The following is a 21,468-nucleotide window of genomic DNA, read 5'->3' as shown; positions in this document are numbered from 1 at the left end:
TCAGTCCCCCTCCCCGTCCGCAGCGCCGTCCCCGTCGTCATCGTCGTCGGCTGCAGGCAGCGGTGCGTCTCTCCACGGGGCATCGTCGTCGTCGTCACCGTCGTCTTGTGGGGGCACCCGCTCGTGGCGGCCCTTCGCGGTGAGGTGGTATGGCTCGTCGACGACGAGGACGGCCTGGCCGCACACGAGGCGGACGAACTTGCCGTAGAGACCGCGCTCGGTGACGATGCCCTCGTTGTCGCTGGTGCCCTCGCGCTCTTCCTCGTCGGTGATGACGCGGTAAGGTTCGCCGGCGAGGATCCGCCCGTAGTGGTCGACGAGCTGGACGATGAGGTCGCTGCGGCCCATCGTCAGCGGCGAGATCGGGACGGGCCGGAAGCGGGCGACGTCGTAGAGCCGATCGATGCCGTGGTGCTCGCGCCAGGCGACGATGTCATCGATGAGCAAGAGGTCGACCCGCCGCTGGCCGGCCGCGGCTTGCGACCGCGGGATGCCGGGGTGCGCGAGCACGCGGGCGCCGGCGGACGAGAGGCCCGTCGGCGTGAAACACCGCGGAGCCTCGTCGGGCACGTCCAGCGCCGCGAGCTGATGTTCGAGCTCGTGTCGCTGGACGTCGAACAGCGCGCCGAGGGTCTCGCGGCCGATGACGCCGTCGACGAGGATGTCGGCGTCGAAGACGCGGTTGTAGGTCGACTGAAACGCCGACACCGCGGCCTCGACGTCGGCGTCCATGTCGCCGTCGACGCGGCCGGGCTCGGTCGGCCAGTCGTGGACCCGGGCGAGGTACCGCAGGAGGCGCTGCATGTCCGCCGGGCTGCCGTGGTCGGTCGCCAGGTCTACCCAGGCATCTCGCTCGCCGAGGAGCAGGTGGCGCACGCACTCGGCCCGCCGGCGCGCGAGCTCGTCGTTGCTCTTCGCGGAGCCGTCGGCGCTCGCGTGCCCGACGAGCTGCAGGCGCAGCGTCGCGGCCCGGTGAAGTCGCGCGAGCACGGTGGCCAGCGCCGGCGTGGGTGTTAGGTCGTCGTCGAGCGGGACCAGGAGCGCAGAGTCGAGGGCGAACCCGAGGCCCTCGCCGTCGACGCGTTCGATCATCGGACGCCGGAGGACGATCGTGCGGGTCGCTCCCGTGGCGACCTGGGCGGCGATCGGCGCGTCGAAGGAGAAGTCGAAGATGTGCTCCGACGAGACCATCTCGTCGTTGCCTGCTCGCCACCGCGGAACCTGTGCGGGGCGGACCACGGCCCGCCCCACCCCCTCGGCCGTGACTTCCGCCAGTTCTGCCTCGCCCCGCTGGGTCGCCGGTCCTTCGCTCGCTCGGCCGTCTGGCGCTGTAAGCGCCACAACGGCTCCCGGCAGTGGCGTTCCGTCATCGAGGATGACTTTCACGCGCAGGACCGTGCTCCACGCCTTGGGCACCGGGATGAGCGCCTCGTCGTCTTTGCGCCGAGGCGGCGAGACGCCTGTCCCGGTCCACCCCGGCCCCGACTCGACGAGCTCGACAAGGACGAGAGACCCGTGGTCAAGGCGGTTGGCGATCTGGTCGATGACCCACCCGTTATCGCGAGAACTTAAAAACGGGTCGTCCACGAGCCCGCGAAGGTCGCGGGCGCTCGCTGAGTCCTCGTACGCAACGCTGAGCAGCGAGAGGGCTTCCCGATAGGAGAGGCGGCGAACCCGGACGCGAGCACCCCGAGGCGCACCCGGCCACCAGGGGTCGAGTTCCGCGATGCTCGAGAAGGCCTCCCTCGGGACCTCGTACGATGACACGAGGTAGATCCGGCGGCCGCGTGAGCCGATGGCGATCTCGTGGGGCATGGAAAACATGCTGCGCGACCCGCAAAGATACGCGCTTGTACGTCGCCTAGCGGCCGCCAATGCAGTCACTGCATCGCGCGCAATCGCCCATGTAACCCAGAGCCAGGCGGCCACGCCGCCAAGCCGAACGCGACGCGCCCAGGACACCGCGGCCGAGGCCCAGCTCCGCCGGCGGCGCGCGTTAGGGTCGGAGCATGAGCCTTGACCGCACGCTGGCCGCGACGGGTGCGGTGATCGTGGCGGACGCCGGCGTGCGTGCGAACGGCGAGCTCGCCAACGGGACCGCGGTGGATCGCTATATCGTGCCCCGGGCGCGCGAGCGCCGTCGAATCCCTCGGTCGCGCCGGACGTGGGCTGGTGTCGCTCGAGCTTTCTCATAGCGCTCCGTGTCCTCGTGTAGCGATGGCCTGGCAGTATGCGCCGTGAGCCGCGGTCGCCGAACCAGACGGCCGGACGGTATCGGCCGGTTGGTGTGCTCGGGACGCTAAGCTCTGAAGCATCGATGTCTGACGCTCGCATCCCGCACACGAAGATCCGCGACGCCCAGGATCGGTCCTGGACCGAGCGGCTGCTCTCGCGCTTCGGCGCCGAGGATCTCGAGGGAGACCAGCGCGACGAGATCGCCACTACCTTGGAGATCCTCGCCGATCCTCGCGCGGAGGCGCCGCTGGCGGCCATCCTCGCCGATCGTGCGCGACCCGAGATGCTGCGGCGCGCGGCCGCGTGGATCCTGCGGTCGAGCGCGGCACGCTCCCCGCCCTGCTCCGCGACGGCGATCGGGTCGAGCAGAGCCATGCTTTGCTAGCCATGGATTACGGGTATGCGGAACTCGTCGCGGCCATCGCGGAAGCTCCCGGTCACCCACTCCATTGTGAGGCCATCCAGACGATGGCGTGGAATTTCGAGTCGCCGCGCTTTCAGACGTTGAAGATCGCCGCGCTCGCGCACGCGGACGGAGTTCCGGGCCCGGCGACACCCCCGGGCTCGTGGCGCGGCTCCACATCCGAGCGAGGACCGGGGCGCTCCCCTCGTCGAGCTCGAGCCGCGGCGGGGCGGGCAGTCCTCGGCCGCGGCGCGCTGTCTCGGGCGTGCGCTTGACGCTGCCCGGCGGTGCGAACACGGTGAATCACCGTGTTCGAGAAGCCCGGAGTACGCATCGGCATCGCTCTCCTCGTGCTCGGGGGCACGTGCAACGCGATGGGCGTCAACATGCTGCTGGCCGAGCGCCGTGGCTGGGACACGAACGGCGGGACCGCGTGGATCGTCTTCGGCCTCGGCGCGCTGATGCTGCCGGGCCTGCTGCTTGTCCTCGAGGCGCACGGGCGGCGCCGCAACGAGGCCCGCATGGACATGATCGTGGCGGTGGCGAACACGATCCCGCGCGTGTCGTTCGCCCAGCTCGCCGACGAATTGGGCGTCTCTCGCCGGCGTGCGCGCAAGCTGTTGCTCGCCGCCGTCGGTAGAGGCCGCGTCAGGGGCCGCGTCGATCTCGAGCAAGAGGTGTTCGTGTCGAGCTCGCTGTCGGCGGGGTCGTTCGGGCCGCCGGCCCAGCTCCCCGAGACGATGACCTGCAAGGGCTGCGGCGGCGAGTCGACCGTGGTCAAGGCCGTCACGGCGCACGCGCACCGCCAGTACTGCGGCTTCCGCCTGCACTGACCGCGAGGTCGTCGAAGACGCGGACGGCGCCGCGGCCCTGGCCGGGAGCGCGTCCCACGTCGGGGCCCGTTCTGCGTTCGTGAACGCGCGAGACGGGTGCGCCTCAGGAGAGCTTCGCCACGAGCGTACCGACGAGCTTCTCGGCCTCGTCTTGCAGCGCTTCCAGGCTTCGCTTCACTTCGTCTACCGCCGCCGGGGACGGCTCCTGGCTGCGCTCCGTCAAGATCTGCAGGAGCTCACGCTTCTGGCGTTGAAACTCGAGGTTGTTCTGCAGGCTCTTCCCGAGAAGGAGGGGTGTGTGCAGCGGGTCAATCGGCGGGAACTTCACATCGACGGAAGTAGCACGCCGCGACTCCGTCGTGGGCGCAGTACAGCGCAGCACGATGCTGTCGCGTTCACGCAACGCGGCGGATACACCGGCGCCGACCTCCCCTGTTTTCTCGAGGTTGGCTACCTCGTGATCCTTGAGACGGTTCCTGCCGCTTCGTGAATCGCGCCGATCTGCAGGTCACCGCACACCCATACGCGAGCGGACGCATCCGGTATAAGAATCGCAAGACCTCCCCGCCCCATGCACGTCGTCTTCATTCATGGCCCGGCCGCCTCCGGCAAGCACACCATCGGCACCCACGTGGCCCAGGCACTGGGCATCCCGCTGTTCCACAACCATCTGGCGGTCGACGCAGCGCTGGCCTTGTTCGAGTTCGGCAGCCCCGGCTTCCGCCGCCTGCGCGCGGCGATCTGGAGCGCAGCGTTCGCCGAAGCCGCCGCGGCCGGACGCTCGTTCGTCTTCACCTTCCATCCCGAAGCCAGCGTCGATCCGGCGCTGATCGAGACCTTGACCGAATCGGTGCGCGCGCACGGCGGCGAGATGGTGTTCGTCGAACTCCTGTGTTCGCCCGAAGCCATCGCCCAGCGGCTCGACCAGCCCAGCCGGCGTCGTTTCGGCAAGCTCACCGATGTCGCCTTGTACCGCTCGATCGAGCGCGCCGGCGGCTTCGCGTTTCCGCCGTTGCCGCCGCCGTCGTTGCGCATCGATACCGAAGCGCACACGCCCGAGCAATCGGCGGCGCTGATCGTCGACTCGCTCGCGGGCCGCGCTGAGTCGCGCTGATTCGCGGCGAGTTCGCGTGCCGTCCGCAGCGACTCCACCGGGGCGGCCGAGACAACCGCGAGGTCGGGGCGGCTCCCTTGCAGGCGCCGCGAACGCGAGCTCGGCCCCCTGCTCCACCCGGAGTCGACGAATAGCTTCCCGTGCCTGACGATCGGACCCGCCTCGACGTGCCCCGGCCCGACTGCACGCCTCGTCGAGCGCCGTGGAGCCCTGCCCGCCGTGTCGAGCGCTTGTCATGATTGTGTTCTGTTGAGTCGAAAACAGGGCGTTTGCGCCCCCCAGTTTCTCGTTTTTATTACATCAAGTGCCTGATACCAAGGCGCGGCACAGGATCCAAAGGAGTCTTGTCATGGCTGAGATCACGCGGGCGAAGGACGCTGCGCCGAAGAAGACCGAGTTCGACGTCATTCTGCTGGCTGCGGGGGACAATGTGGGCCAGGTGATCCAGGTGATTCGGGAGCTTACCGGTCTCGGCCTCGATGCGGCGAAGGATCTGGTTGCGAGCCCTCCGACGACCCTCAAGGACGGTGTCCCCAAAAGCGACGCTGAGGAAATGAGGAAGCAGCTCACAGACGCTGGTGCCACTGTCGATCTCAAGTGATGGCCAGAGGTGGGCGGAGCTCAGGGCGAAAGATAGTGCGACGTCGACGTTCGTCGACCTGATCTGGGGCCGCGCGGTCAAGACCTTCGGCTGGGCGCGTTCGAACTACCGGAGTTACGAGGGGCCGACGATCGCGGTACTCTCGGGCGGTGAGCGAGCCGACCCCGATCCGCCGCACGAGCGGTCTCCCGTTCCTGTACGTCGACGTCCAGCCGACCCCGGGGCGGGCACCGCGGCTCGATCTGGGATTAGCGACCACTCGCGCCGCGCTCGACTCGTATTCGTCGCAGCATGCACCGACCGGTCTGCTCGCCCACCGGATCCGCCGCGGCGACCTCGGCGCGCTGGACGACCTCGTACGTGCCCTCGCCAACGTCACGCACGACGAGGCGCACGACGTCGGGCGCGCGTACGGTGCGATCATCGCCGAGCTCCTGCGCGAGCCGCCTCTGCTCGCTCCTCTCACCGCCTGGCTCGCGCGATGCCTCGCGGACGAGCGGCTACCCCGCGGCGTGTGCACGGGCCTCGCCGCGGCGATAGCGAGTGACCCGCGGATCCCGCCGGAGCCTGCCCTCGACGCGCTGTTCGCGTCCCGGCTCGTCGACGACGCGACCTGTGCCGCCTACTTCGGCAGCTGGCAGCGCTCGCTCGCGCACCTCCCGCTCGCCCGCGTGATCGCGGTCGCGCGTGCGGCCCTCCCCGGCGGCTGGAACCCCGCGCTGGCCGACGCCGCGAACGCGCTCGGCCGGCTGGTGCGCCCCGACGTCACCGCCGAGCTGCGCGCGATGCTCGAGGTCGTGCGCGACGACGATAACCGCCGGTGCCTGCTCGACGCGCTGGCGAGGCACACCGCGGCGCCGGCGAGCGCCGCGGACCTCGACGACGACGCGAACCTCGGCGACGACGCGCCGCCCCCGGATGACCCCGGCGTCACCGTCGGCCCGGGCCTCATCTTCGACGCCGAGACCGACGTCTACCCCAACGGCCACGACTGCCTGCTCCGCCGCCTCGCCGGACTCGTCGCGCCGGTGCTCGACGACGTCGTGTTCGAGGAGGTTCCCCATGTCGAGTCGGACGACGACGACGACGACGACGACGACGACGACGACGATGACGACGATGACGCGGATCCCGATCAGCTGCGCGACGCCTATCGCCTGCGTGCATTCATGCCCGAATGCACATTCGAGATCGTTGCCGGCGACCGGTCGGACTGGCTCGACGTGCCCGCCGTGCTCGGCCTGCTCAACACCCTGTGCGAGGTCCTCGGCCGGGACATCCGGTTCATCGCGCTCCCCACCGATTCCCAGGACGCCCACGTCATCGCCGCGCCTGCGGACGCGATCCTCCGCGCGCTCGCCGACGGCTCGCTCGTGCTCGCCGAGGCCGACGCGGCCGCGACCTCCGGTCGCGCGTACGAACGCGACGCGCTCGATGCGATCCAGGCTCGCCGTCGCTGAGCGAGCAGCCCTGGTCCCCTGCACCTCGAGCGGTCCCGGGGACGTGCGCGTTCATTCTGGCGCGAACCGGACCGTCCCCCGTGGAGCGCGAGCGCCTGGCCGCGGGGCTAGATCGACCGCGTCCGTGTCGTCGGGATATTGGCGATCGCCAGGTCTGCGGCATCCTGGGCGATTTCATCCAGCGGCTTCTCGTCAAGAAGGCTCGGGTCGGAGAGCCTTTGCATGAAAGCCGCGGAGAACACGTGGGCGTAGACGCGTCGCCAGATATCCTGCCGCTCGTCCTGGTTATCGGTGTGCTCGACGTTCATGCGGTCATGCTGGATGCTCATTCGGTCATGCTAGCACGCAGCTCCGCAGCGTCGCGCAAGGGACGGATGCGTCGGCGGCCTCGAGCGCCGGGCCCACATCTTGGCAGCAGGACGCGGTCCCGCTCGGACAGCGGGACATCAACCCTGCAGCCCGTGCAGTCGCGCGGCGCCCTGCTCTCGTCGTCTTGCGCCGCGACCTCCGAGGCACGGCTCGGCAGCGGGACAGAGCCGGTGCCGCGTGGCGCGGACAAACATGACAGAACCGGGCCGTTCGGCGGACGTATTGGCCCCGCAGTGGTCACCTCCAGCGCGTCGCCCTGTCACCCTCGCCTTCGCTCGCTCTCACGTCCGGTCGCCGGCCTCGCGCTACTCCTGGCGAGTTGTAGCCCTCAGGCCGCCCCTGGCGATCCTCACCTTGCCTCTGTCGCAGCCGCCGCGGACCCCGCGGCGGCTGCTGTGGATCGGGTCCGCCGCGGGTATCACGGCCGCGACTGGTGGGGCTGCGCGCGCGAGGGGGCGACCTTGCGGCTGCAGTACCCCGACAGCGCCCCGCTGCAGGCATGGACGCTCCTCTGCGTGGCGCGTTCGGGTGAGGACGCGGTCCCGCTGGCCGATGCCATGCTGTCCGAACGACCAGGTGACCCGTGGGCCCTGTTCGCCCGCGCCGGCGCTCTCGTCGATCACCCCGGCCGCGGCGAAGCCGAGAGCATCCCCGCCGCTCGCGTCGCCCAGACTGCCCTGCCCGACCACCCGGACGCCACGTGGCTGCTCGCGCGTGCGCTGGTGGTCCACGCCGCGCAGAGCGAAGCCGCCGCGTTCTTCGCCGCGCAGCCCGGACCGACCTCGGCCCAGCTCCACGCGCTCGAGCTCGCCTTCACCCTCAACACGCCCGATGTCAACACGCAGCGGGTGTTCGCCCTCGCCGAACAGGCGCGCGCCGCCGATCCGCGCTGCGTCGACGCCGAGTTCCTCCCGGGGCTGTGGCTGCTGAACCGCCGTCGCCCGGCCGAGGCCGAGGTCCTGGTGCGTCGCGCCCTCGAGCTGTCGCCCCACTCGGCGGCGATACGTTCGACGCTCTGGTCGGCGATCCGGCAGGCCGATCACCGCGACGCCGCCGACAAGCGCGCGGCGATCGAGGCCGACATGCGGCTGCTCCTGTTGACGCGGGGCGACGCGCCCGAGGCGCTGATGGCCGCACGACAAGCCTCTCAGGACATGTTCAAAGAGACATACGAGGCGCTCTCCGACGAGCTCGTGGCGCGCTTCCCCGCCTACCAGCAGGCCGACTGGGCCCGCTACGAGCGGCTCGCCGCGCTCTGGGAGGCGCGCTATGAGCGGCGGCAGAAAGGCGCCCCCGATCCCGCGGCCGACGAGCACCTCCGGCGCGAGCTCGACGCCTTCATCGCCCGGCCGCCGTCGCGCCCGGCCCTGCTCGGCGACGTGTACCATGAGCGATACCGGCTGGTCCGCGACGACGATGCCGCCGCCCCCGAGGCACTGCTCGCGGCCGTGCAAGCGTGGGCACCGCACGAGCAGCGCAACATCCACAGCCTCGCCGACGCCGCGGTCGAGTTGGCGGAGCGCACGCCTTATCGCACCGAGGCCGAGGCGATCGCCCGCCTGGCCCTGCAACGCCTCGACGCCAGAGTCGCGCTGGTGCGGGCAGCCTTCTCGGACCAGGCCGTCGTCGACAGCGAGACCGCCGCTTTTTCGACGGCGCTGCATGGCGCGCTCGGAGCCGTCCTGCTCGCCCAGGGTCGCCGCGCCGAGGCCCGCGCGGAGCTCGACGCGGCGTGGTCGCAGGGCAAGCGAACCTCGCCGGAGCTGTTCGTGCGCATGGCCGCGCTGGCCGAGGCGGAGGACCGGATCGCCGACGCCGAGGCCCTGCTCGCCGAGGGCCTCTCGCGCTGGCGCGGCGAGGAGATCTGCGACAAGCCGCTGAAGCGGCTGTATCAGCGCCAGCACGGTGATGACCGCGGGTACGCGGCCCATCGCCAGAAGCTCGAGGCCGCGGTCCGCGACCGCCGACGCGCGGCGCTCCTCTCCACCGCGATCGCCGAGCCCAAGCCCCTGCCCCCGTTCGTGCTGCCGCGGCTCGGCGGCGGCGAGGTGCGGAGCGAGTCGCTGCGCGGGCGCATCGCCGTCATCAACGTGTGGGCGAAGTGGTGCGGCCCTTGCGTGGCCGAGATGTCGGCCCTGCAAGACCTCGCCGACGCGTTCGCCGGCGCGCCGGACGTCGTCGTCGGCACCGTCAACGTCGACACCAAGACCGACGACCTCGCCGCGTGGCTGGCCGAGCGCGGCCTCCGGCTCGAGGTCCTGCTCGGCACTCGTTACGCCAGAGATAACGGCTACGACACCTTGCCGTTGACCCTCTTCGTCGATCATGACGGGCGGATCGTCTTCACGCACGAGGGCGCCACGGAGCGGCTGGTCGAGGAGTTCACCTGGCGCATCGAGGCGCTGCGTCAGCGCGCCTCGGCGCCTGCCTCCAAGCTCGTGCGTCCTGCCGGGTGAACTGCCCCGTCGGCGTCCTCGCTAGCGCGGGCTCGCCACGCCGAGCGCCCGCAGCTCGCGGCGCAGGAACTCGGGCCCGTCCTCGCCGAGCGGCACGAACGCGCCCGGAGCCGCGACCCCGAGTCGGGCGAGGCCGTCCTGCGGCCCCATGACGAGCGGCGCCTCGCCGCGGGCGCGCGACGTCGGCGACCTGTCGCTTCACTGCTCGAAGCAGAATAACCGCTTCGTCTTGTCGCAACCTTCGTTCGTGTTGGTGTTCGACCACCCGGCGTCGGTCCGGGTCCGGTCGCCCTGGAACCCCTGCGCCAGGTTGCTCGTGCTCTCCCAACCCACGCAGTCCTGGATGCCGACGAAGCCTGCCCCGCTGGCGAGGGTATTCGTCCATACCCGCGTCTCGCCGCCCGCGTTCTGGCCGTTCTCGTAGACGCTGATGGGAGCACCGAGGGTGCCGTCGGTGAGGTCGGCCCAGTCGTCGGCGATCTTCGTCTTGGCCTGGTCGAGCAGGCGGTACGGTCCGGGCGAGTGGACGAACCGGGCCGACGGCGAACTGTCCGGACCCTCATCGGCGGTGATCCATGCCTTCCAGGTCCCGCCCAGGTTGGTCGAGTCGGCCAGCCCCTGGCAGAGCGCGTCGGCGCCAGCGATGCCGCCGAGGTCGCCCTTGTACTCCTGGCTGCTGACGAACACGCGCCGCGACTCGCTCGCGCACGCACTGCTGCAGCCGTCGCCGTCACTCACGTTGTTGTCGTCGCACTCCTCCTGTCCGGTGTGCACGAACCCATCGCCGCACTTCGCACTGTTGCAGGTGTCGATGCACTCGTCGGCGTTGTCGCCATCGCCGTCGTCGCACTGCTCCACGCCTTCCTGGACCACACCGTCTCCGCAGCTCGCGGCGACGCACGTCGACAGGCACGCGTCGCCTTGGGCCGCGTTGCCGTCGTCGCACGCCTCGACCCCGACCTGAACGACGCCGTCGCCGCAGGCCGCGGGCTTGCACTCCGTCGTGCAGGCGTCGCCGGCGTCCTGGTTGCCGTCGTCGCACGCCTCGTCGGGCCCGATGTCGGCGTCGCCGCAGACGTTGTGCTTGCAAATGCCGTTGCACGCCTGACCGGCGCCATTGCCCTCCCCTTCGTCGCACTCCTCGCCGGCGTCCGGCTGCACCACGCCGTCACCGCAGGACTCGGAGACGCAGGCCGCCGAGCATCCGTCGCCTCCGAGGGTATTGGCGTCGTCACAGGTTTCGCCGGGCCCGATGAAGCCGTCGCCGCATGCAGCGTGGGTGCAGTGGCTCGTGCAGGCGGCCGTGTCCGCGTTGTCGGGACCCTCGTCGCACTCCTCGCCGGGATCGACGACGCCGTCGCCGCAGACTGCGCCGGCGGTGCTAGCGATCGACGTGTCCGACGTGGTCGGCGTCGTCGTCGTCGGCCCGCTGGTTTCCGTGGGCATGCCGGTCGCGGACGCGCCCTCGTCCTGGGCGCCTAGCCCCGAGCCGTCGAAGACGCACGCATCCAGCAGAAGGACGAGGATCCAGGGGGCAATCGGCCGGCGGAGGGACATCGTGACCCGGCCATCTTCGCACGTCGCAGGCCGCTGCGCAGCCGCGAAAAGGCGACTTCTGGCGGGTTGCCCCGCCCCTCTGCGCGAATTGCTGTCGCCTCGCGATCGTTCGCGCAGGCCCGTCACAGCGCGCGCTCTCGAAGCGCCGTGAAGCCGTCGCTACGTCCGCGCCGAAGGGCACCCGACGCGCTGTCGCTTCGCGGCCGGCGCACCAGGCGGCGCCGGCGATCGACGCTTGGCCGTGCCCGCACGAGCTGCCATGCTGCCCCCGATAACCCGGGGCGACCCACGGTACGCGCATGCTCGACTTGAACGACGTCCACTTCTTCGTGCAGGTCGTCGATCGCGGTGGCTTCAGCGCGGCGGCCCGCGCGTTGCTGGTGCCCACGTCGACGTTGAGCCACCGCATCCAGCAGCTCGAGGCTGCGCTGGGCGTGACCTTGCTGGCGCGTACGTCCCGCAAGGTCACCGCCACCGACGCTGGCCGCGAGTTCTACCGCCACGCCGTCCAGATGCTGGAGAAGGCCACGGAGGCCGAGATGGCGATGAAGCAGCGGCTCACCGAGCCCGCCGGGCCCGTGCGTTACACGGCGGCGCAGGCCATCGCGCAGGTGGCCTTGCCCGGCATGGTGAACGCCTTCCTTCACAAGTACCCGAAGGTGAACCTCATCCAGCACGTGACGGACGAGCAGGTCGACATCATCGCCGAGGGCTTCGACCTCGCCATCCGGGGCCACTCCGGGCCGCTTCCCGACTCGTCGCTGATCCAGAAGCCGCTGGCGAGGGTGCCCTGGTACCTCTACGCGTCGCCGGCCTTCCTCGCGCAGCACGGCACGCCCGCGTCGCCCGGCGCGCTGGCGCCCTACGCCAGCCTGTTCATGATGCGCGAGAGCGTGGCGCCGTGCTGGCACCTGCGCCACGAATTCTCCGAGGACGAGTTCGTGCTGCCGCTGACGCCGCGGGTGCACGCGGGCTGCATGGTCTCCCTGAAGAGCAACGCGAAAGCAGGCCTCGGCATCGTCGCGCTGCCCGGCTACGTCTGCCGCGACGAGGTGCAGCGCGGCGAGCTGGTGCGCGTGTTGCCCGACTGGCACGCGGACGAATCCACCATCTCGGCCCTGATGCCGGGCCGTCACGGCATGAGCGCCGGACTGCGTGCCTTCATCGACCACCTCGCCGACGGCTTTCCCGCGGCCGTCGCGGTCGACTGAGCCGGCATCATCCAAACGGTTGTAAGCAGCGTCCAGCGGCGGGGGCTCGTTCCGCGGCGCGGCCTGGCCAATGCTCGCGCCATGGCCAACACCCGCACCCGCATGACCCGAGACAACACCGCAGTGCTGCTGATCGACCACCAGGTCGGCCTGTTCACCGGCGTCCGCGACATCGGCGTCGGCGAACTGAAGCACAACGTCGTGGGCCTGGCGAAGGCCGCGCAGGCCCTCGGCCTGCCCGTCATCGCCGTGACGACCGCCCGCGACAGCATGTGGGGCCCGACGATCCCCGAGCTGCGCGCGGCCCTCGGCGACGCCGACATCCTCGATCGTTCCACCGTCAACGCGTGGGACGAGCCGCGCTTCGTCGAGAAGGTGAAGGCGGCCGGCCGCGATCATCTGATCATCGCCGGCCTGAGCTTCGAGGTGTGCGCGTCGCTGCCGGCCATCTCGGCGCGCGACGAAGGCTACCAGCCGGTGGTGGCGCTGGACGCCTGCGGCACGTTCAGCAGCTACAAGCACGAAGCCGGCCTCGCGCGACTCACCGCGCTGGGCATCGAGGTCTCCGACTACGCGACGCTGATGGTCGAGATCATGGGCGACAACGCCGACCCGAAGGCCGGCGAGGTCTATGCCGCGCTGGACATGCCGTTCGCCACGCTCATGGCCCAGGTAGCCGCAGGGCTCGGGCGATGAACGCGGCGCGTGACGTCCTCATCGTCGGCGGTGGTTCCGCGGGCGCAGTCCTGGCGAACCGCCTCAGCGCCGAACCGATGCGCGAGGTGCTGCTGCTCGAGGCCGGCAACGCCTACCGCCCCAACCAGTTCCCTGCGGTGATCTACAACGCCGACCACGCGGGCGGCGACAACGAGCACGACTGGGGCTACCAGGCGGAGACCGGCGCGGGTGGGCGCATCATCCCTGCGCTGCGCGCCCGGGCGCTGGGCGGCTGCTCCGGCGTGAACGCGGCCGTGGCGATTCGCGCGCGCCCGGCGGACTTCGCCAAGTGGACCGCACGCGGCCTCGCGGGCTGGACGTTCGACGACGTGCTCGGCGCGTTCAAGTCGATCGAGAACACGCCCGACGGCGACGACCGCTACCGCGGCCGCCATGGCCCCCTGCCCGTCCGCCAGCGCCGGCGCGACGAACTCACGCCGGCGCTCGCCGCGTTCGTCGCCGGCGCCGTCGAGCGTGGCTTCGCCTACGTGGAGGACTTCAACGGCGCGGACCAGGAGGGCGTCTCCCCTTACCCGCTGAACGTCATCTCGGGCCGCCGGATCAACACGGGCATCGCCTTCCTCGACGACGGCGTGCGCGCCCGTCCCAACCTCGCCATCCGGGGCGGCGTCGAGATCGACAGGGTCCTCGTCGAGGGCGGCCGTGCCGTGGGCGTGGTGGACGTGGACGGCCATGCGCATCGCGCGGGCACGGTGATCCTGTCCGCCGGCGCGTTCGGAAGCCCCGCCATCCTGATGCGCTCCGGCATCGGCCCCGCCGCGCAGCTCGACGCTCGGGGCATCCCGGTGCTTGCGAACCTGCCGGTGGGCGAGCGCCTGCAGGAGCATCTGTTCTACTACAACATCTACGCGCTGAAGCCTGGCGCGAACAACATGTTCCCGGCCGCGGGCGCCATCCTCTGGGCGGCCTCGTCGGAGGCGACGCCGGGCGACCTCGACTTGCACGTGTCGGCCACGCACCTGATCGACCCGGCGCAATCGCCGACGGGCGGCGCGCTGGTGCTGGCGGTGTCGGTCACCCAGCCGGAGTCCGTCGGTCACGTGCGCCTGGTGGACAGGAACCCCCGCACCGCGCCGCGCATCCGGTACAACTTCCTGAGCACCGAACGCGATCCTCGGCGCATGGTGGAAGGCGTTCGCATCGCCCGGGCCATCGGCCGATCGAAGGCGCTCTCGGCCCTCGTCGCCGAAGAGATGACCCCGGGCTCGTCCATCGCCGACGCCGACCTCGAGCCGGTGATCGTCCGCCAGCTGGACGCCTACGCCCATCCGACCTCGACCGTCCCCATGGGCGACGACGGCGTCGTGGACAGCGAAGGCCGCGTCCATGGCGTCGAGGGCCTGATGGTGGTCGACGCCTCGATCATGCCGGGCATCCCCAGTGCGCCCACCAACCTGACCACGATGATGATCGCCGAGTACATCGCCCGGCGTGTCTTCGCCGCACCGTGAGGTCCCATGCTGGAAGAATCAATGCTCCACACCGAGGTGGTCCCGCTCTCGCGCCACGACCGTGACGCCATGCCGGGCCTGCACGACATGTTCAGCCGCTTCTGGTCCTCGCCGTCGGCGAAGGCGTCGCCGCGCGTGGCCTACGACGCCTTCCTGGCGATGACGCCGCCGGCGCCGGACGTGGCGCTGCATCCTTCCTCCGATCCGTTGGTGCCCGGATGGATCTGCGCGCCCGAGAACCCCGTGGGCGACCAGGTGCTGCTGTACCTGCACGGCGGCGCCTACGTCCTCGGCACTGCGCCGGCGTACCGCGGCTTCGTCAGCCAGATCGCGTCGCGGGCCCGGCGAACCACCTTCATCCTCGAATACCCGCTGGCACCCGAGACTGCGCTGCCCGCTGCCCTCGAGCTGGCGGCCGCGGCCCTCGACCACCTCGCGTACCGCTTCGGCAAGGTGGGCGTGGTGGGTGATTCGGCGGGCGGTGGCCTCACCCTGGCGACCCGGGCGAGGACGAGGAAGGCGACGGCCGCGGTGGTGTTCTCGCCGTGGACCGACCTGACCTTCAGCGGCGCCAGCATGCGCGCCCGCGCCGCGCGCGAACGGCTGCTGGACGAGGCGATGCTGCGCAGCGCGGCGAGGGGCTACGTCGGCTCGACCTCGGCGTACGATCCTCGCGCCTCGCCGATGCTTGGCATCCCTGATCACTTGCCGCCGCTGCTGATCCAGGTCGGCTCGGAGGAGATCGTGTACGACGACGCCGTCGGCTACGCGCAGAGAGCCCGCGCCGCGGGCCACGACGTCACGCTGCAGGAGTGGACCGACATGCACCACGTCTTCCAGCTCAACGTGGAACAGCTGGAAGGCGCCCGGCATGCCCTCGACACAGCGGCTGCGTTTCTCGACGAGCACATGGAGCGCTAGCGACAGCCCGCGCATCCGGACTCGGGACGATCAGAACGCGCCGTGCAGGCCGATCAGGGCGCCGGTCGCGGTCGGGGCCGCGAACGCCCGCACGCGCCGCAGGTTGGCGCCGTGGGCGGCGATCATCAGGGCGTCGAAGGCGAGCAAGAAGCCGCCCTGCACGAGGATCGAGGCGCCGTAGCCGACGAGGCGCGGGCGGTCGTGGACGCGCCCGAGCTCGAGCGTGGTGGCGCCGGCCATCAGGTAGAGGACGTCGAGCGCGACGTTGATCGAGTAGACGCCCTGGCTCTTTCTGGCCTGCTCGCGCTGCGCAGCGAGCGACAGGCCGCGCTCACGCTCGCGGTCGCGACGGGCGTTGTACAGGCCGATCGCGCCGATGGTCAGGTTGACCGTGTTCCACAGCGCGTTCATCTGGTGGAAGTACTTGACCTCGCCGGTCGTGGTGAAGTTGCCGGCGACGCCGGAGACGATGTTGACGACGGCCCAGCCGGTGACGAGGCCCATGCCCGCGAGCTGGGTGCGCACGCGCTGCTCGTGGAACTGCACGCGCGCCGCCTCCTCGGGCCCCATCGGAGCGGCGAGGCAGACGAGCAGCGCGAGGATCGGCACGGCCGCCACGGTAGCACGTGCGCGCGTCGGCCGGCCTGACGCGCTGAACCACGGCCGAGCGCGTCCGTCGGATCCAAAGACCTGCGCGACTGCGCCTCGGTCTGGAACGACGTCGTCAAGCATCCCTGCGAGCTCGTCGCTTCCGACCTCGCGCCCGACCCCGACGTCCCCGACATCTTGAAGCGCACCGAGCTGTGGCGGCGCCCGCTCGGCCTCCGCTTCAGCGCCCTCGCCTACATCGACTTCGAGCTCGGCCTGTCGGCGGTCGTCTGGGGCGACTCTCTGTGGCTGATGACGAGAGCGGCCGAGTCCGCGCCACAGACCGTGATCTGGCGGATCGACGCCGAGTAACCACAGCCAGCTCGGTCGCTTTCGTCGGTCGCCGACCGCTGACTCCTCTTCAGTTCAGCTGCTCGGGGCGACCCGTGCCGATTCCTTGCTCGACTGCTTTCACGTACTCTCGAACGACGATGCCGCAAGACGACCTCCCCGCCGCCACCGTCGACGCCGTCGCCGCGCTCCTCCAAACCGCGAAGAGGATCCTGTTCATCACCGGCGCCGGCATGTCGGCAGACTCGGGTTTGCCGACGTACCGTGGGATCGGCGGCCTCTACGAGCGCAAGGACACCGACGAGGGCTTCCCGATCGAGGTCGCGTTGTCGGGGCGGATGCTGCAGTCGCGCCCGGAGGTGTGCTGGAAGTACATCGCCCAGATCGGGGCCGCCTGCATCGGCGCGCGGCACAACCTCGGGCACGAGATCCTCGCCGCGATCGAGCGCGAGATCCCAGGGACCTGGGTGCTCACGCAGAACGTCGACGGCTTTCACCGCGACGCCGGCTCGCGGCAGGTGATCGAGATCCATGGCAACGCGCGAAGCATCGTCTGCACCCGCTGCTCGCGCCGCGACAGCGTCAGCGACTACCACGCCCTGTCGCTCCCGCCGATGTGCCCGGCCTGCGGCCACGTCCTGCGCCCCGAGGTCGTGCTGTTCGGCGAGCTCCTGCCGCCCGACGCGACCGAGGCGTACGAGCGCGAGACCCGGCTCGGCTTCGACCTGGTGGTGTCGATCGGCACCACCAGCGTCTTCCCGTACATCGCCGCGCCGGTCATCGAGGCGCACGAGCAGGGGATCCCGACCGTCGAGATCAACCCCGGCGACAGCGAGGTCTCGCGGTTCGTCGACCATCGTCTGCGCTCCCGCGCCGCCGTCGCGCTCCAGGCCCTGTGGCAGCGATTCGCGGCCGCGCGGGCCTGACGGCCGCGTCTCGACTCATCGCGTCGCTCGCCGCCGCTCCGCGGTTCTCGTGGCCAACGCGACCATCGCTGGCGGCCCGCTCTCGGACGCCCATCCTAGCGGATGAACTCGACGAGCGCTCCGGTGGTGACCTCGCGGAAGCTCCGGCGAATGTGGGCCCACGAGTGGACGATCCGCGCCCGGAACCCCTGTTCGTCGGCGAGAGAGAGTTCGACTCCGCGGCCGAGTCGGACGCGAAGGAGCACGCCGTGCCCGCTTCGCACGAGCTTTCCGATCTTGAGCAGCGGCGCCTCGCCTTCGCTCCCGAACACCACCTCATCGAGCTCCTGCACGCGTCCCGACAGCAGCTCGCGAACGGGATCTCGCGCCTTCGTGCAGTGCCACAGCGCGCACACGAGAGGAGCCGTCGAGATGCTCGATGCGTAGGCGAGCGGCCCGGACGCGACTCGTGCGACGCCGGCCGCGAGAGCTTGTGGCGCGAGCTCGACCCGGGACGGATCGAGCAGGAAGAGCGTCTCCTCGAACGACTCCACCCAGTCCAGCGATGGCTGGCGTTGCGCCCGTTCCCACCACGACGCCAGCTCGCGCCCGTCGCACGCGGCAGCCGCAGCGCCGCAGCCTTCGATGGCGGTCTCCAGATCCTGACGGCCGCCGTTCCAGGTGCGGTGCGCGAACTCCAGCCCCGCCGCGGGGCTCGCCCCCATGGGCAGGCCCGCGAGCAACGCGATCGCGGCGACGCACACGTGTCGACGAAGGTTGGAGAAGTCGAACTCGGCAGGGACAAAGCCCTCCTGGAAGGTGCGGAGCTGTTGCTCGCCGATGTCGACGGGTTCTCCCGCGAGGACCCTCGCCAGCATCCAGTCGAAGAACCAGAGCGGTGCGCGTTCCAGGGTCGGAAGTCGTTCCGGGCTCCCAATCCTGGAGATGTCTCGTGAAACGCGGTAACGCTCTTCAGCCATGGGCCATCGGGTCTCCGCCGTCGCCGACTGCCCCGAGCTTACGCGGGTCTGAGGGCCCGACAAGGGGTGTACGAGACATCCAGCGGGAGTGAAAGAAGATCGAGCTCGCAGCGAGATGCCCGAGCAATTCGGGGATTCCTCGCGGGTGAAAGGGCTCGGGTTGAGCCCCGAGTCCTTGGCCTTCAGCCGCGAGGCACCTGACGCGGCACCTTCCACGCGATACGAGCGCTGGCTATGCTCGGCGGACGCCATGGGCAGCGACTACCAGCGAATCAAGATCTCCGAGGTCGCCGACGACCTCATCGTCCTCGAGATCACCGAGTACCACCCGGACATGGCTGCCGTCGACTGGCTGCTCACTGGCAAGCCACGCGGCGTCGATGCGGGCACACCGTTGACCGTGGGGCCCATCCCGGCGGCCATGGCCTCGCGTGCTCGCACCTTCGCTGCGCAGCTGCTCACGGAATACGGCGACAGCGACTTCAAGGCTGCCGCCGAACGGCAGTCCAACGAAGACGAAAACGGCCACCAGGCCGACACCTTCATCACCGATGTCGCCGTGCGGGCTCTGGAGCCGCTCACCCGCGCCAACGACCGCGGCTGGCTGTATCGCGCCACACTGGCGATCCGCCTCGCGGATCCCGCCCTGGCGCGGGGCTTTCAGGTCGGCGATCAGTACGTCGCCCGCGCGTGTCCCAACGGCGAATGGTACCTCGATTGAAGCGCTCGGCTCCGGCGAGCGCGCGGGCTTGTCGAGCGCGTCGACGGATGAAGCTACGTCGAACGGGTGCAGCCGCGGCCCGTGGCATCGTTCGCGGGCGCCAGCGAATGCGACCCGTCGTAGTGGCGGTCGCGCAGGACGATGCTGCGTACTGGGCCGCTCCTGTCGTCCTCGATGACTTCGTCCCACGAGAAGAACACCAGCTCGGGCTGCGGCCGCCGCGGTACGACGAGCGAGCCGTTGCTGGACAGCATCGGCAGGTGTTCTTCCGCCTGCGGAGCCAGGACGACCGAGATGCCGGTCGGGTCCTCGGAGGCCACGACGCCGCGCCGGAGCGCTGCTTGGCCTTTGTAGACGTTGACGGGGGCGCCGATGGATTGCATGGTGGTGCCGCCTGGGGTTGGGGGGTCATCCACACGCGGCGCGGGAGCGTTGCTATCATGCACGCCGCGTCGCATGACAGTCATAGCGCGTCGAACTGCATCGGCCAGCCGACTTCGATCGGACACGCCATTCCCCGCGTACGAGGAATAATTGGGCGGCCACGTGTGCCCGAGCTTGCTCGGCTCACGCAGGCGCGTTGATGCCGCCACGCCTCGCCGACTGATTCAAAGCACCCGCCAGTTCCGGGCGCGAACGCGGTTTCGTCCCCGCTGCGCCGGGTTGGCTCCACGCAAAGTCTGGATGGTTGCAGGTACACCTCCGACATCGCCGCGTGCGACCCGACGAGCACACGAAGTCCTCGCGGAACACCGCCCCGACGGTCTCGCGAGCCGCTTCAAAATCTTCCAGGAGCTCCAGCCGCGGCCTGGCTCTCCCGGTCGCCCTCTCCTGCCCTCCGTGCCTCGGACGCCCGCAGCGGCTCGCAGGGCTGCCTTGGAGGTCGTCGAGGCGAAACTAGTTTCACCGGACATCTGTCCGTGCTGCGCCGGGTACGAGTGCGATTCTGGGACACCTGCGAATATTCCAAGTCTCCTGGTGCCATCATTCCCCGCGCGACGCACGCGAAGTGCCACTCGAGCAGGCTTCGCTGTCACGGCGTGAGGGCCAAGACTCACGGGGCGCAAGCATGTACGTAGACGTGCCGACACTGCGTCGACTGTCGACGTCTCCCTCGCACCCGTCGACATGCGCGCCCTCGAAGGTCCGCGTGCCTGCGCCCTGCAGCCGCTTTCCTCGTGCGGGGAGCCGCCCGGACCGACGCGCCTGGCGAGACCGAGCCCGACGTCGGCTGCGGCTGTCACTCCCCCGAGCACCTGTCTCGCGCCCGTAGTGCTGGCTACCGGTCCGCCGCGCCGACGTGCCAGCGACGACCCGCCGTCCTTCGAACATCTACTCTTCAGGCAATTTTCAACGATGTCTGGAAGAACATGTCGTTCAGGACATGTTTAAAAGACAAGACACGGACTGCCCCGCATCGCGAATGAAGACGGGGCGTGACGTCGCGCCCCGTCGTTTCGATCGGGCCGGGAACCTCCTGCCCGAGCCGCTGTCGATAGCCGGCCTGCGACGGTCCCTCGATCGCCGCGCCAAAGGGGTTGTCATGCGCCGGATCTTGCTCTCGGTGTCGTGCGCGTCGTTCGCGTACGGCGCGTCCTTGTCTACCAGTCACGCTGCGCAGTCGGTGTCCGAGTGCGTCCAGGTCGCGCCCGAAGCCAGCCCGCGCGGGATGTCGCTGCGGGTCCACAATCAATGTGAAGTCACGGTCCGCTGCGAGCTGCGCTGGAACGTGCGCTGCGAGGGCGACACCGCGGACACGCCCGCGCGCCCGATGAGCCTGGTGGTCCGTCTCGCCTCCGGCCACGCGCGCGATCTCCTCGCCTCCGGCGAGGCGTGCGGCGAGCGGATCTGGGAGATCGCCGACGACGCGTGGGAGTGCGCGGAGGTGCGGTGAGCCGCTGGCCGCGCGGGCGGCGGGGCGCCGCGGTCGCCCTCACTCGAGCGAACAGTTGATGAAGCCCATCTCGAGCGGCCGGATCACGTCGAGCACCGTCGACGACAGCGAGTAAGCGTCGACCGCCGGCGAGTTCAGGCGCATGAACTCGAGCGTCAGCGCGCGGCCGTTGGCCGGCGCCGTCACCAGCCTCAGGCACAGGTCCAGCGCCGCGCGGGCCTCCGCGTTCATGGCGATCGACACCTTGAACGTCGGCGGCGAGAAGCTCCACTTGCCGCGCTCGCTGACGGTCACCCCGCTCGATCCCTCGATCTCGAGCACGTCCGAAGCGAACTTCGTCCCGAGCTGCGAGCTGTTGAAGCTCGAGCGCAGCTTCAGCGCGCCCGCGTCCTTGAAGGTCACCAGCAGGTCGCGGAGATCGTTGGCCACCACCTTGGGCGGCAGCGTCGTCGCGGGCGGCGGCGTTGCCGGCACCGGCCCGGGCGGCGACGCGGGGGCGTCCTTCTTGCCCGGCTCTTTCTGCTTCTGCGCCGCCGCCACGCTGTAGGACAACGCCGACGCCCCTGCGAGCGCGAGGGCCAGGCCGAGGAGCTTCGGGGCGGAGCGAGGGTGACGGAACCGCATGCTCATTCGTTGTCCCAACTCCGGCCACCGCGATCAACGTGCGGATCCGCCCGATG

22 protein-coding genes and 1 pseudogene are annotated in these 21,468 nt (G+C 70.3%); 14 read left to right on the top strand and 9 right to left on the bottom strand.

Going from position 1 to position 21,468, the window contains the following annotated elements; translation table 11 throughout:
* Complete coding sequence (locus tag OV090_RS27000; protein ID WP_267707499.1) at positions 1 to 1,815, bottom strand: peptidoglycan-binding protein; 1,815 nt, start codon at positions 1,813 to 1,815, stop codon at positions 1 to 3.
* Positions 1,816 to 2,317: 502 nt separating this feature from the next.
* Here OV090_RS27000 and OV090_RS26995 point away from each other — a divergent pair.
* Positions 2,318 to 2,620 carry a hypothetical protein gene (locus tag OV090_RS26995; protein WP_267707498.1) on the top strand — a complete coding sequence of 101 codons (303 nt, stop codon included), beginning with the start codon at positions 2,318 to 2,320 and terminating at the stop codon, positions 2,618 to 2,620.
* Positions 2,621 to 2,946: 326 nt separating this feature from the next.
* Positions 2,947 to 3,471, top strand: a complete 525-nt coding sequence (locus OV090_RS26990; protein WP_267707497.1) for a hypothetical protein — start codon at positions 2,947 to 2,949, stop codon at positions 3,469 to 3,471.
* A 103-nt stretch (positions 3,472 to 3,574) separates the two neighbouring features.
* Here OV090_RS26990 and OV090_RS26985 read toward each other — a convergent pair whose 3' ends face one another.
* Positions 3,575 to 3,799, bottom strand: coding sequence for a hypothetical protein (locus tag OV090_RS26985; RefSeq protein ID WP_267707496.1), 225 nt, complete (start codon positions 3,797 to 3,799; stop codon positions 3,575 to 3,577).
* A 243-nt stretch (positions 3,800 to 4,042) separates the two neighbouring features.
* Between OV090_RS26985 and OV090_RS26980 the strand changes: the two genes are divergently transcribed.
* From OV090_RS26980 to OV090_RS26970, 3 genes and pseudogenes are all read left to right on the top strand, one after another.
* Positions 4,043 to 4,585: a hypothetical protein gene (locus tag OV090_RS26980; protein ID WP_267707495.1), complete on the top strand. Its 543-nt coding sequence runs from the start codon at positions 4,043 to 4,045 to the stop codon at positions 4,583 to 4,585.
* A 367-nt stretch (positions 4,586 to 4,952) separates the two neighbouring features.
* Positions 4,953 to 5,186 (top strand): annotated as a pseudogene (locus OV090_RS26975) (50S ribosomal protein L7/L12); the annotation flags it as partial.
* 149 nt (positions 5,187 to 5,335) lie between these two features.
* The gene (locus OV090_RS26970; protein WP_267707493.1) at positions 5,336 to 6,646 is read left to right on the top strand and encodes a hypothetical protein; all 1,311 of its coding nucleotides are present in this window, start codon (positions 5,336 to 5,338) and stop codon (positions 6,644 to 6,646) included.
* Between the two features lie 107 nt (positions 6,647 to 6,753).
* Here OV090_RS26970 and OV090_RS26965 read toward each other — a convergent pair whose 3' ends face one another.
* Positions 6,754 to 6,975, bottom strand: a complete 222-nt coding sequence (locus OV090_RS26965; protein WP_267707492.1) for a hypothetical protein — start codon at positions 6,973 to 6,975, stop codon at positions 6,754 to 6,756.
* A 435-nt stretch (positions 6,976 to 7,410) separates the two neighbouring features.
* On the opposite strand from OV090_RS26965, the gene OV090_RS50945 reads away from it, so the two are divergent.
* Positions 7,411 to 9,471, top strand: coding sequence for a TlpA disulfide reductase family protein (locus OV090_RS50945; protein WP_267707491.1), 2,061 nt, complete (start codon positions 7,411 to 7,413; stop codon positions 9,469 to 9,471).
* A 21-nt stretch (positions 9,472 to 9,492) separates the two neighbouring features.
* On the opposite strand, the gene OV090_RS26955 is transcribed toward OV090_RS50945, so the two are convergent.
* Both OV090_RS26955 and OV090_RS26950 read right to left on the bottom strand, forming a co-directional pair.
* Positions 9,493 to 9,621, bottom strand: coding sequence for a hypothetical protein (locus tag OV090_RS26955; RefSeq protein WP_267707490.1), 129 nt, complete (start codon positions 9,619 to 9,621; stop codon positions 9,493 to 9,495).
* A 48-nt stretch (positions 9,622 to 9,669) separates the two neighbouring features.
* Positions 9,670 to 11,028: a DUF4215 domain-containing protein gene (locus tag OV090_RS26950; protein ID WP_267707489.1), complete on the bottom strand. Its 1,359-nt coding sequence runs from the start codon at positions 11,026 to 11,028 to the stop codon at positions 9,670 to 9,672.
* Positions 11,029 to 11,327: 299 nt separating this feature from the next.
* Between OV090_RS26950 and OV090_RS26945 the strand changes: the two genes are divergently transcribed.
* The 4 genes from OV090_RS26945 (at position 11,328) to OV090_RS26930 (ending at position 15,349) form a co-directional block, all read left to right on the top strand.
* On the top strand, positions 11,328 to 12,239 hold the full coding sequence (locus OV090_RS26945) for a LysR substrate-binding domain-containing protein (protein WP_267707488.1): 912 nt from the start codon (positions 11,328 to 11,330) through the stop codon (positions 12,237 to 12,239).
* Positions 12,240 to 12,320: 81 nt separating this feature from the next.
* Entirely contained in the window at positions 12,321 to 12,935 is a 615-nt protein-coding gene (locus OV090_RS26940; RefSeq protein WP_267707487.1) for an isochorismatase family protein, read from the top strand.
* Positions 12,932 to 14,428, top strand: a complete 1,497-nt coding sequence (locus OV090_RS26935) for a GMC family oxidoreductase N-terminal domain-containing protein (protein WP_267707486.1) — start codon at positions 12,932 to 12,934, stop codon at positions 14,426 to 14,428. The genes OV090_RS26940 and OV090_RS26935 overlap by 4 nt, the downstream gene beginning before the upstream one ends.
* Before the next feature lie 6 nt (positions 14,429 to 14,434).
* On the top strand, positions 14,435 to 15,349 hold the full coding sequence (locus OV090_RS26930; RefSeq protein ID WP_267707485.1) for an alpha/beta hydrolase fold domain-containing protein: 915 nt from the start codon (positions 14,435 to 14,437) through the stop codon (positions 15,347 to 15,349).
* A 30-nt stretch (positions 15,350 to 15,379) separates the two neighbouring features.
* Here OV090_RS26930 and OV090_RS26925 read toward each other — a convergent pair whose 3' ends face one another.
* A complete protein-coding gene (locus OV090_RS26925; protein ID WP_267707484.1) occupies positions 15,380 to 15,958 on the bottom strand; it encodes a hypothetical protein in 579 nt (192 codons plus the stop codon).
* Between the two features lie 177 nt (positions 15,959 to 16,135).
* Here OV090_RS26925 and OV090_RS26920 point away from each other — a divergent pair, with 177 nt between their 5' ends.
* Positions 16,136 to 16,309, top strand: a complete 174-nt coding sequence (locus OV090_RS26920) for a hypothetical protein (RefSeq protein ID WP_267707483.1) — start codon at positions 16,136 to 16,138, stop codon at positions 16,307 to 16,309.
* 119 nt (positions 16,310 to 16,428) lie between these two features.
* Positions 16,429 to 17,214: an NAD-dependent protein deacylase gene (locus OV090_RS26915; protein ID WP_267707482.1), complete on the top strand. Its 786-nt coding sequence runs from the start codon at positions 16,429 to 16,431 to the stop codon at positions 17,212 to 17,214.
* Between the two features lie 95 nt (positions 17,215 to 17,309).
* Here the strand turns inward: OV090_RS26915 and OV090_RS26910 are convergent, their stop codons facing one another.
* Positions 17,310 to 18,173 (bottom strand): hypothetical protein, encoded by an 864-nt coding sequence (locus OV090_RS26910; protein ID WP_267707481.1) that lies wholly within the window; start codon positions 18,171 to 18,173, stop codon positions 17,310 to 17,312.
* A gap of 250 nt (positions 18,174 to 18,423) precedes the next feature.
* Between OV090_RS26910 and OV090_RS26905 the strand changes: the two genes are divergently transcribed.
* On the top strand, positions 18,424 to 18,894 hold the full coding sequence (locus tag OV090_RS26905) for a hypothetical protein (RefSeq protein WP_267707480.1): 471 nt from the start codon (positions 18,424 to 18,426) through the stop codon (positions 18,892 to 18,894).
* A gap of 53 nt (positions 18,895 to 18,947) precedes the next feature.
* On the opposite strand, the gene OV090_RS26900 is transcribed toward OV090_RS26905, so the two are convergent.
* Positions 18,948 to 19,277, bottom strand: coding sequence for a hypothetical protein (locus tag OV090_RS26900; protein ID WP_267707479.1), 330 nt, complete (start codon positions 19,275 to 19,277; stop codon positions 18,948 to 18,950).
* A 1,214-nt stretch (positions 19,278 to 20,491) separates the two neighbouring features.
* Here OV090_RS26900 and OV090_RS26895 point away from each other — a divergent pair.
* Positions 20,492 to 20,788: a hypothetical protein gene (locus tag OV090_RS26895; RefSeq protein WP_267707478.1), complete on the top strand. Its 297-nt coding sequence runs from the start codon at positions 20,492 to 20,494 to the stop codon at positions 20,786 to 20,788.
* 39 nt (positions 20,789 to 20,827) lie between these two features.
* Here the strand turns inward: OV090_RS26895 and OV090_RS26890 are convergent, their stop codons facing one another.
* On the bottom strand, positions 20,828 to 21,412 hold the full coding sequence (locus tag OV090_RS26890) for a hypothetical protein (RefSeq protein WP_267707477.1): 585 nt from the start codon (positions 21,410 to 21,412) through the stop codon (positions 20,828 to 20,830).
* Positions 21,413 to 21,468 lie beyond the last annotated feature (56 nt).

This window comes from Nannocystis sp. RBIL2 (assembly GCF_026626745.1).
GTDB lineage: Bacteria > Myxococcota_A > Polyangia > Nannocystales > Nannocystaceae > Nannocystis.
This window is presented reverse-complemented; position numbering and strand designations above follow the sequence as displayed.

Coding starts and splice junctions, on each gene's coding strand:
- OV090_RS26945 (WP_267707488.1), top strand. CDS start 11,328: ATGCTCGACTTGAACGACGTCCACTTCTTCGTGCAGGTCGTCGATCGC.
- OV090_RS26905 (WP_267707480.1), top strand. CDS start 18,424: ATGGGCAGCGACTACCAGCGAATCAAGATCTCCGAGGTCGCCGACGAC.
- OV090_RS26995 (WP_267707498.1), top strand. CDS start 2,318: ATGTCTGACGCTCGCATCCCGCACACGAAGATCCGCGACGCCCAGGAT.
- OV090_RS26900 (WP_267707479.1), bottom strand. CDS start 19,277: ATGCAATCCATCGGCGCCCCCGTCAACGTCTACAAAGGCCAAGCAGCG.
- OV090_RS26980 (WP_267707495.1), top strand. CDS start 4,043: ATGCACGTCGTCTTCATTCATGGCCCGGCCGCCTCCGGCAAGCACACC.
- OV090_RS26890 (WP_267707477.1), bottom strand. CDS start 21,412: ATGCGGTTCCGTCACCCTCGCTCCGCCCCGAAGCTCCTCGGCCTGGCC.
- OV090_RS26935 (WP_267707486.1), top strand. CDS start 12,932: ATGAACGCGGCGCGTGACGTCCTCATCGTCGGCGGTGGTTCCGCGGGC.
- OV090_RS26915 (WP_267707482.1), top strand. CDS start 16,429: ATGCCGCAAGACGACCTCCCCGCCGCCACCGTCGACGCCGTCGCCGCG.
- OV090_RS26930 (WP_267707485.1), top strand. CDS start 14,435: ATGCTGGAAGAATCAATGCTCCACACCGAGGTGGTCCCGCTCTCGCGC.
- OV090_RS26910 (WP_267707481.1), bottom strand. CDS start 18,173: ATGGCTGAAGAGCGTTACCGCGTTTCACGAGACATCTCCAGGATTGGG.
- OV090_RS26950 (WP_267707489.1), bottom strand. CDS start 11,028: ATGTCCCTCCGCCGGCCGATTGCCCCCTGGATCCTCGTCCTTCTGCTG.
- OV090_RS26965 (WP_267707492.1), bottom strand. CDS start 6,975: ATGAGCATCCAGCATGACCGCATGAACGTCGAGCACACCGATAACCAG.
- OV090_RS26940 (WP_267707487.1), top strand. CDS start 12,321: ATGGCCAACACCCGCACCCGCATGACCCGAGACAACACCGCAGTGCTG.
- OV090_RS27000 (WP_267707499.1), bottom strand. CDS start 1,815: ATGCCCCACGAGATCGCCATCGGCTCACGCGGCCGCCGGATCTACCTC.
- OV090_RS26955 (WP_267707490.1), bottom strand. CDS start 9,621: ATGGGGCCGCAGGACGGCCTCGCCCGACTCGGGGTCGCGGCTCCGGGC.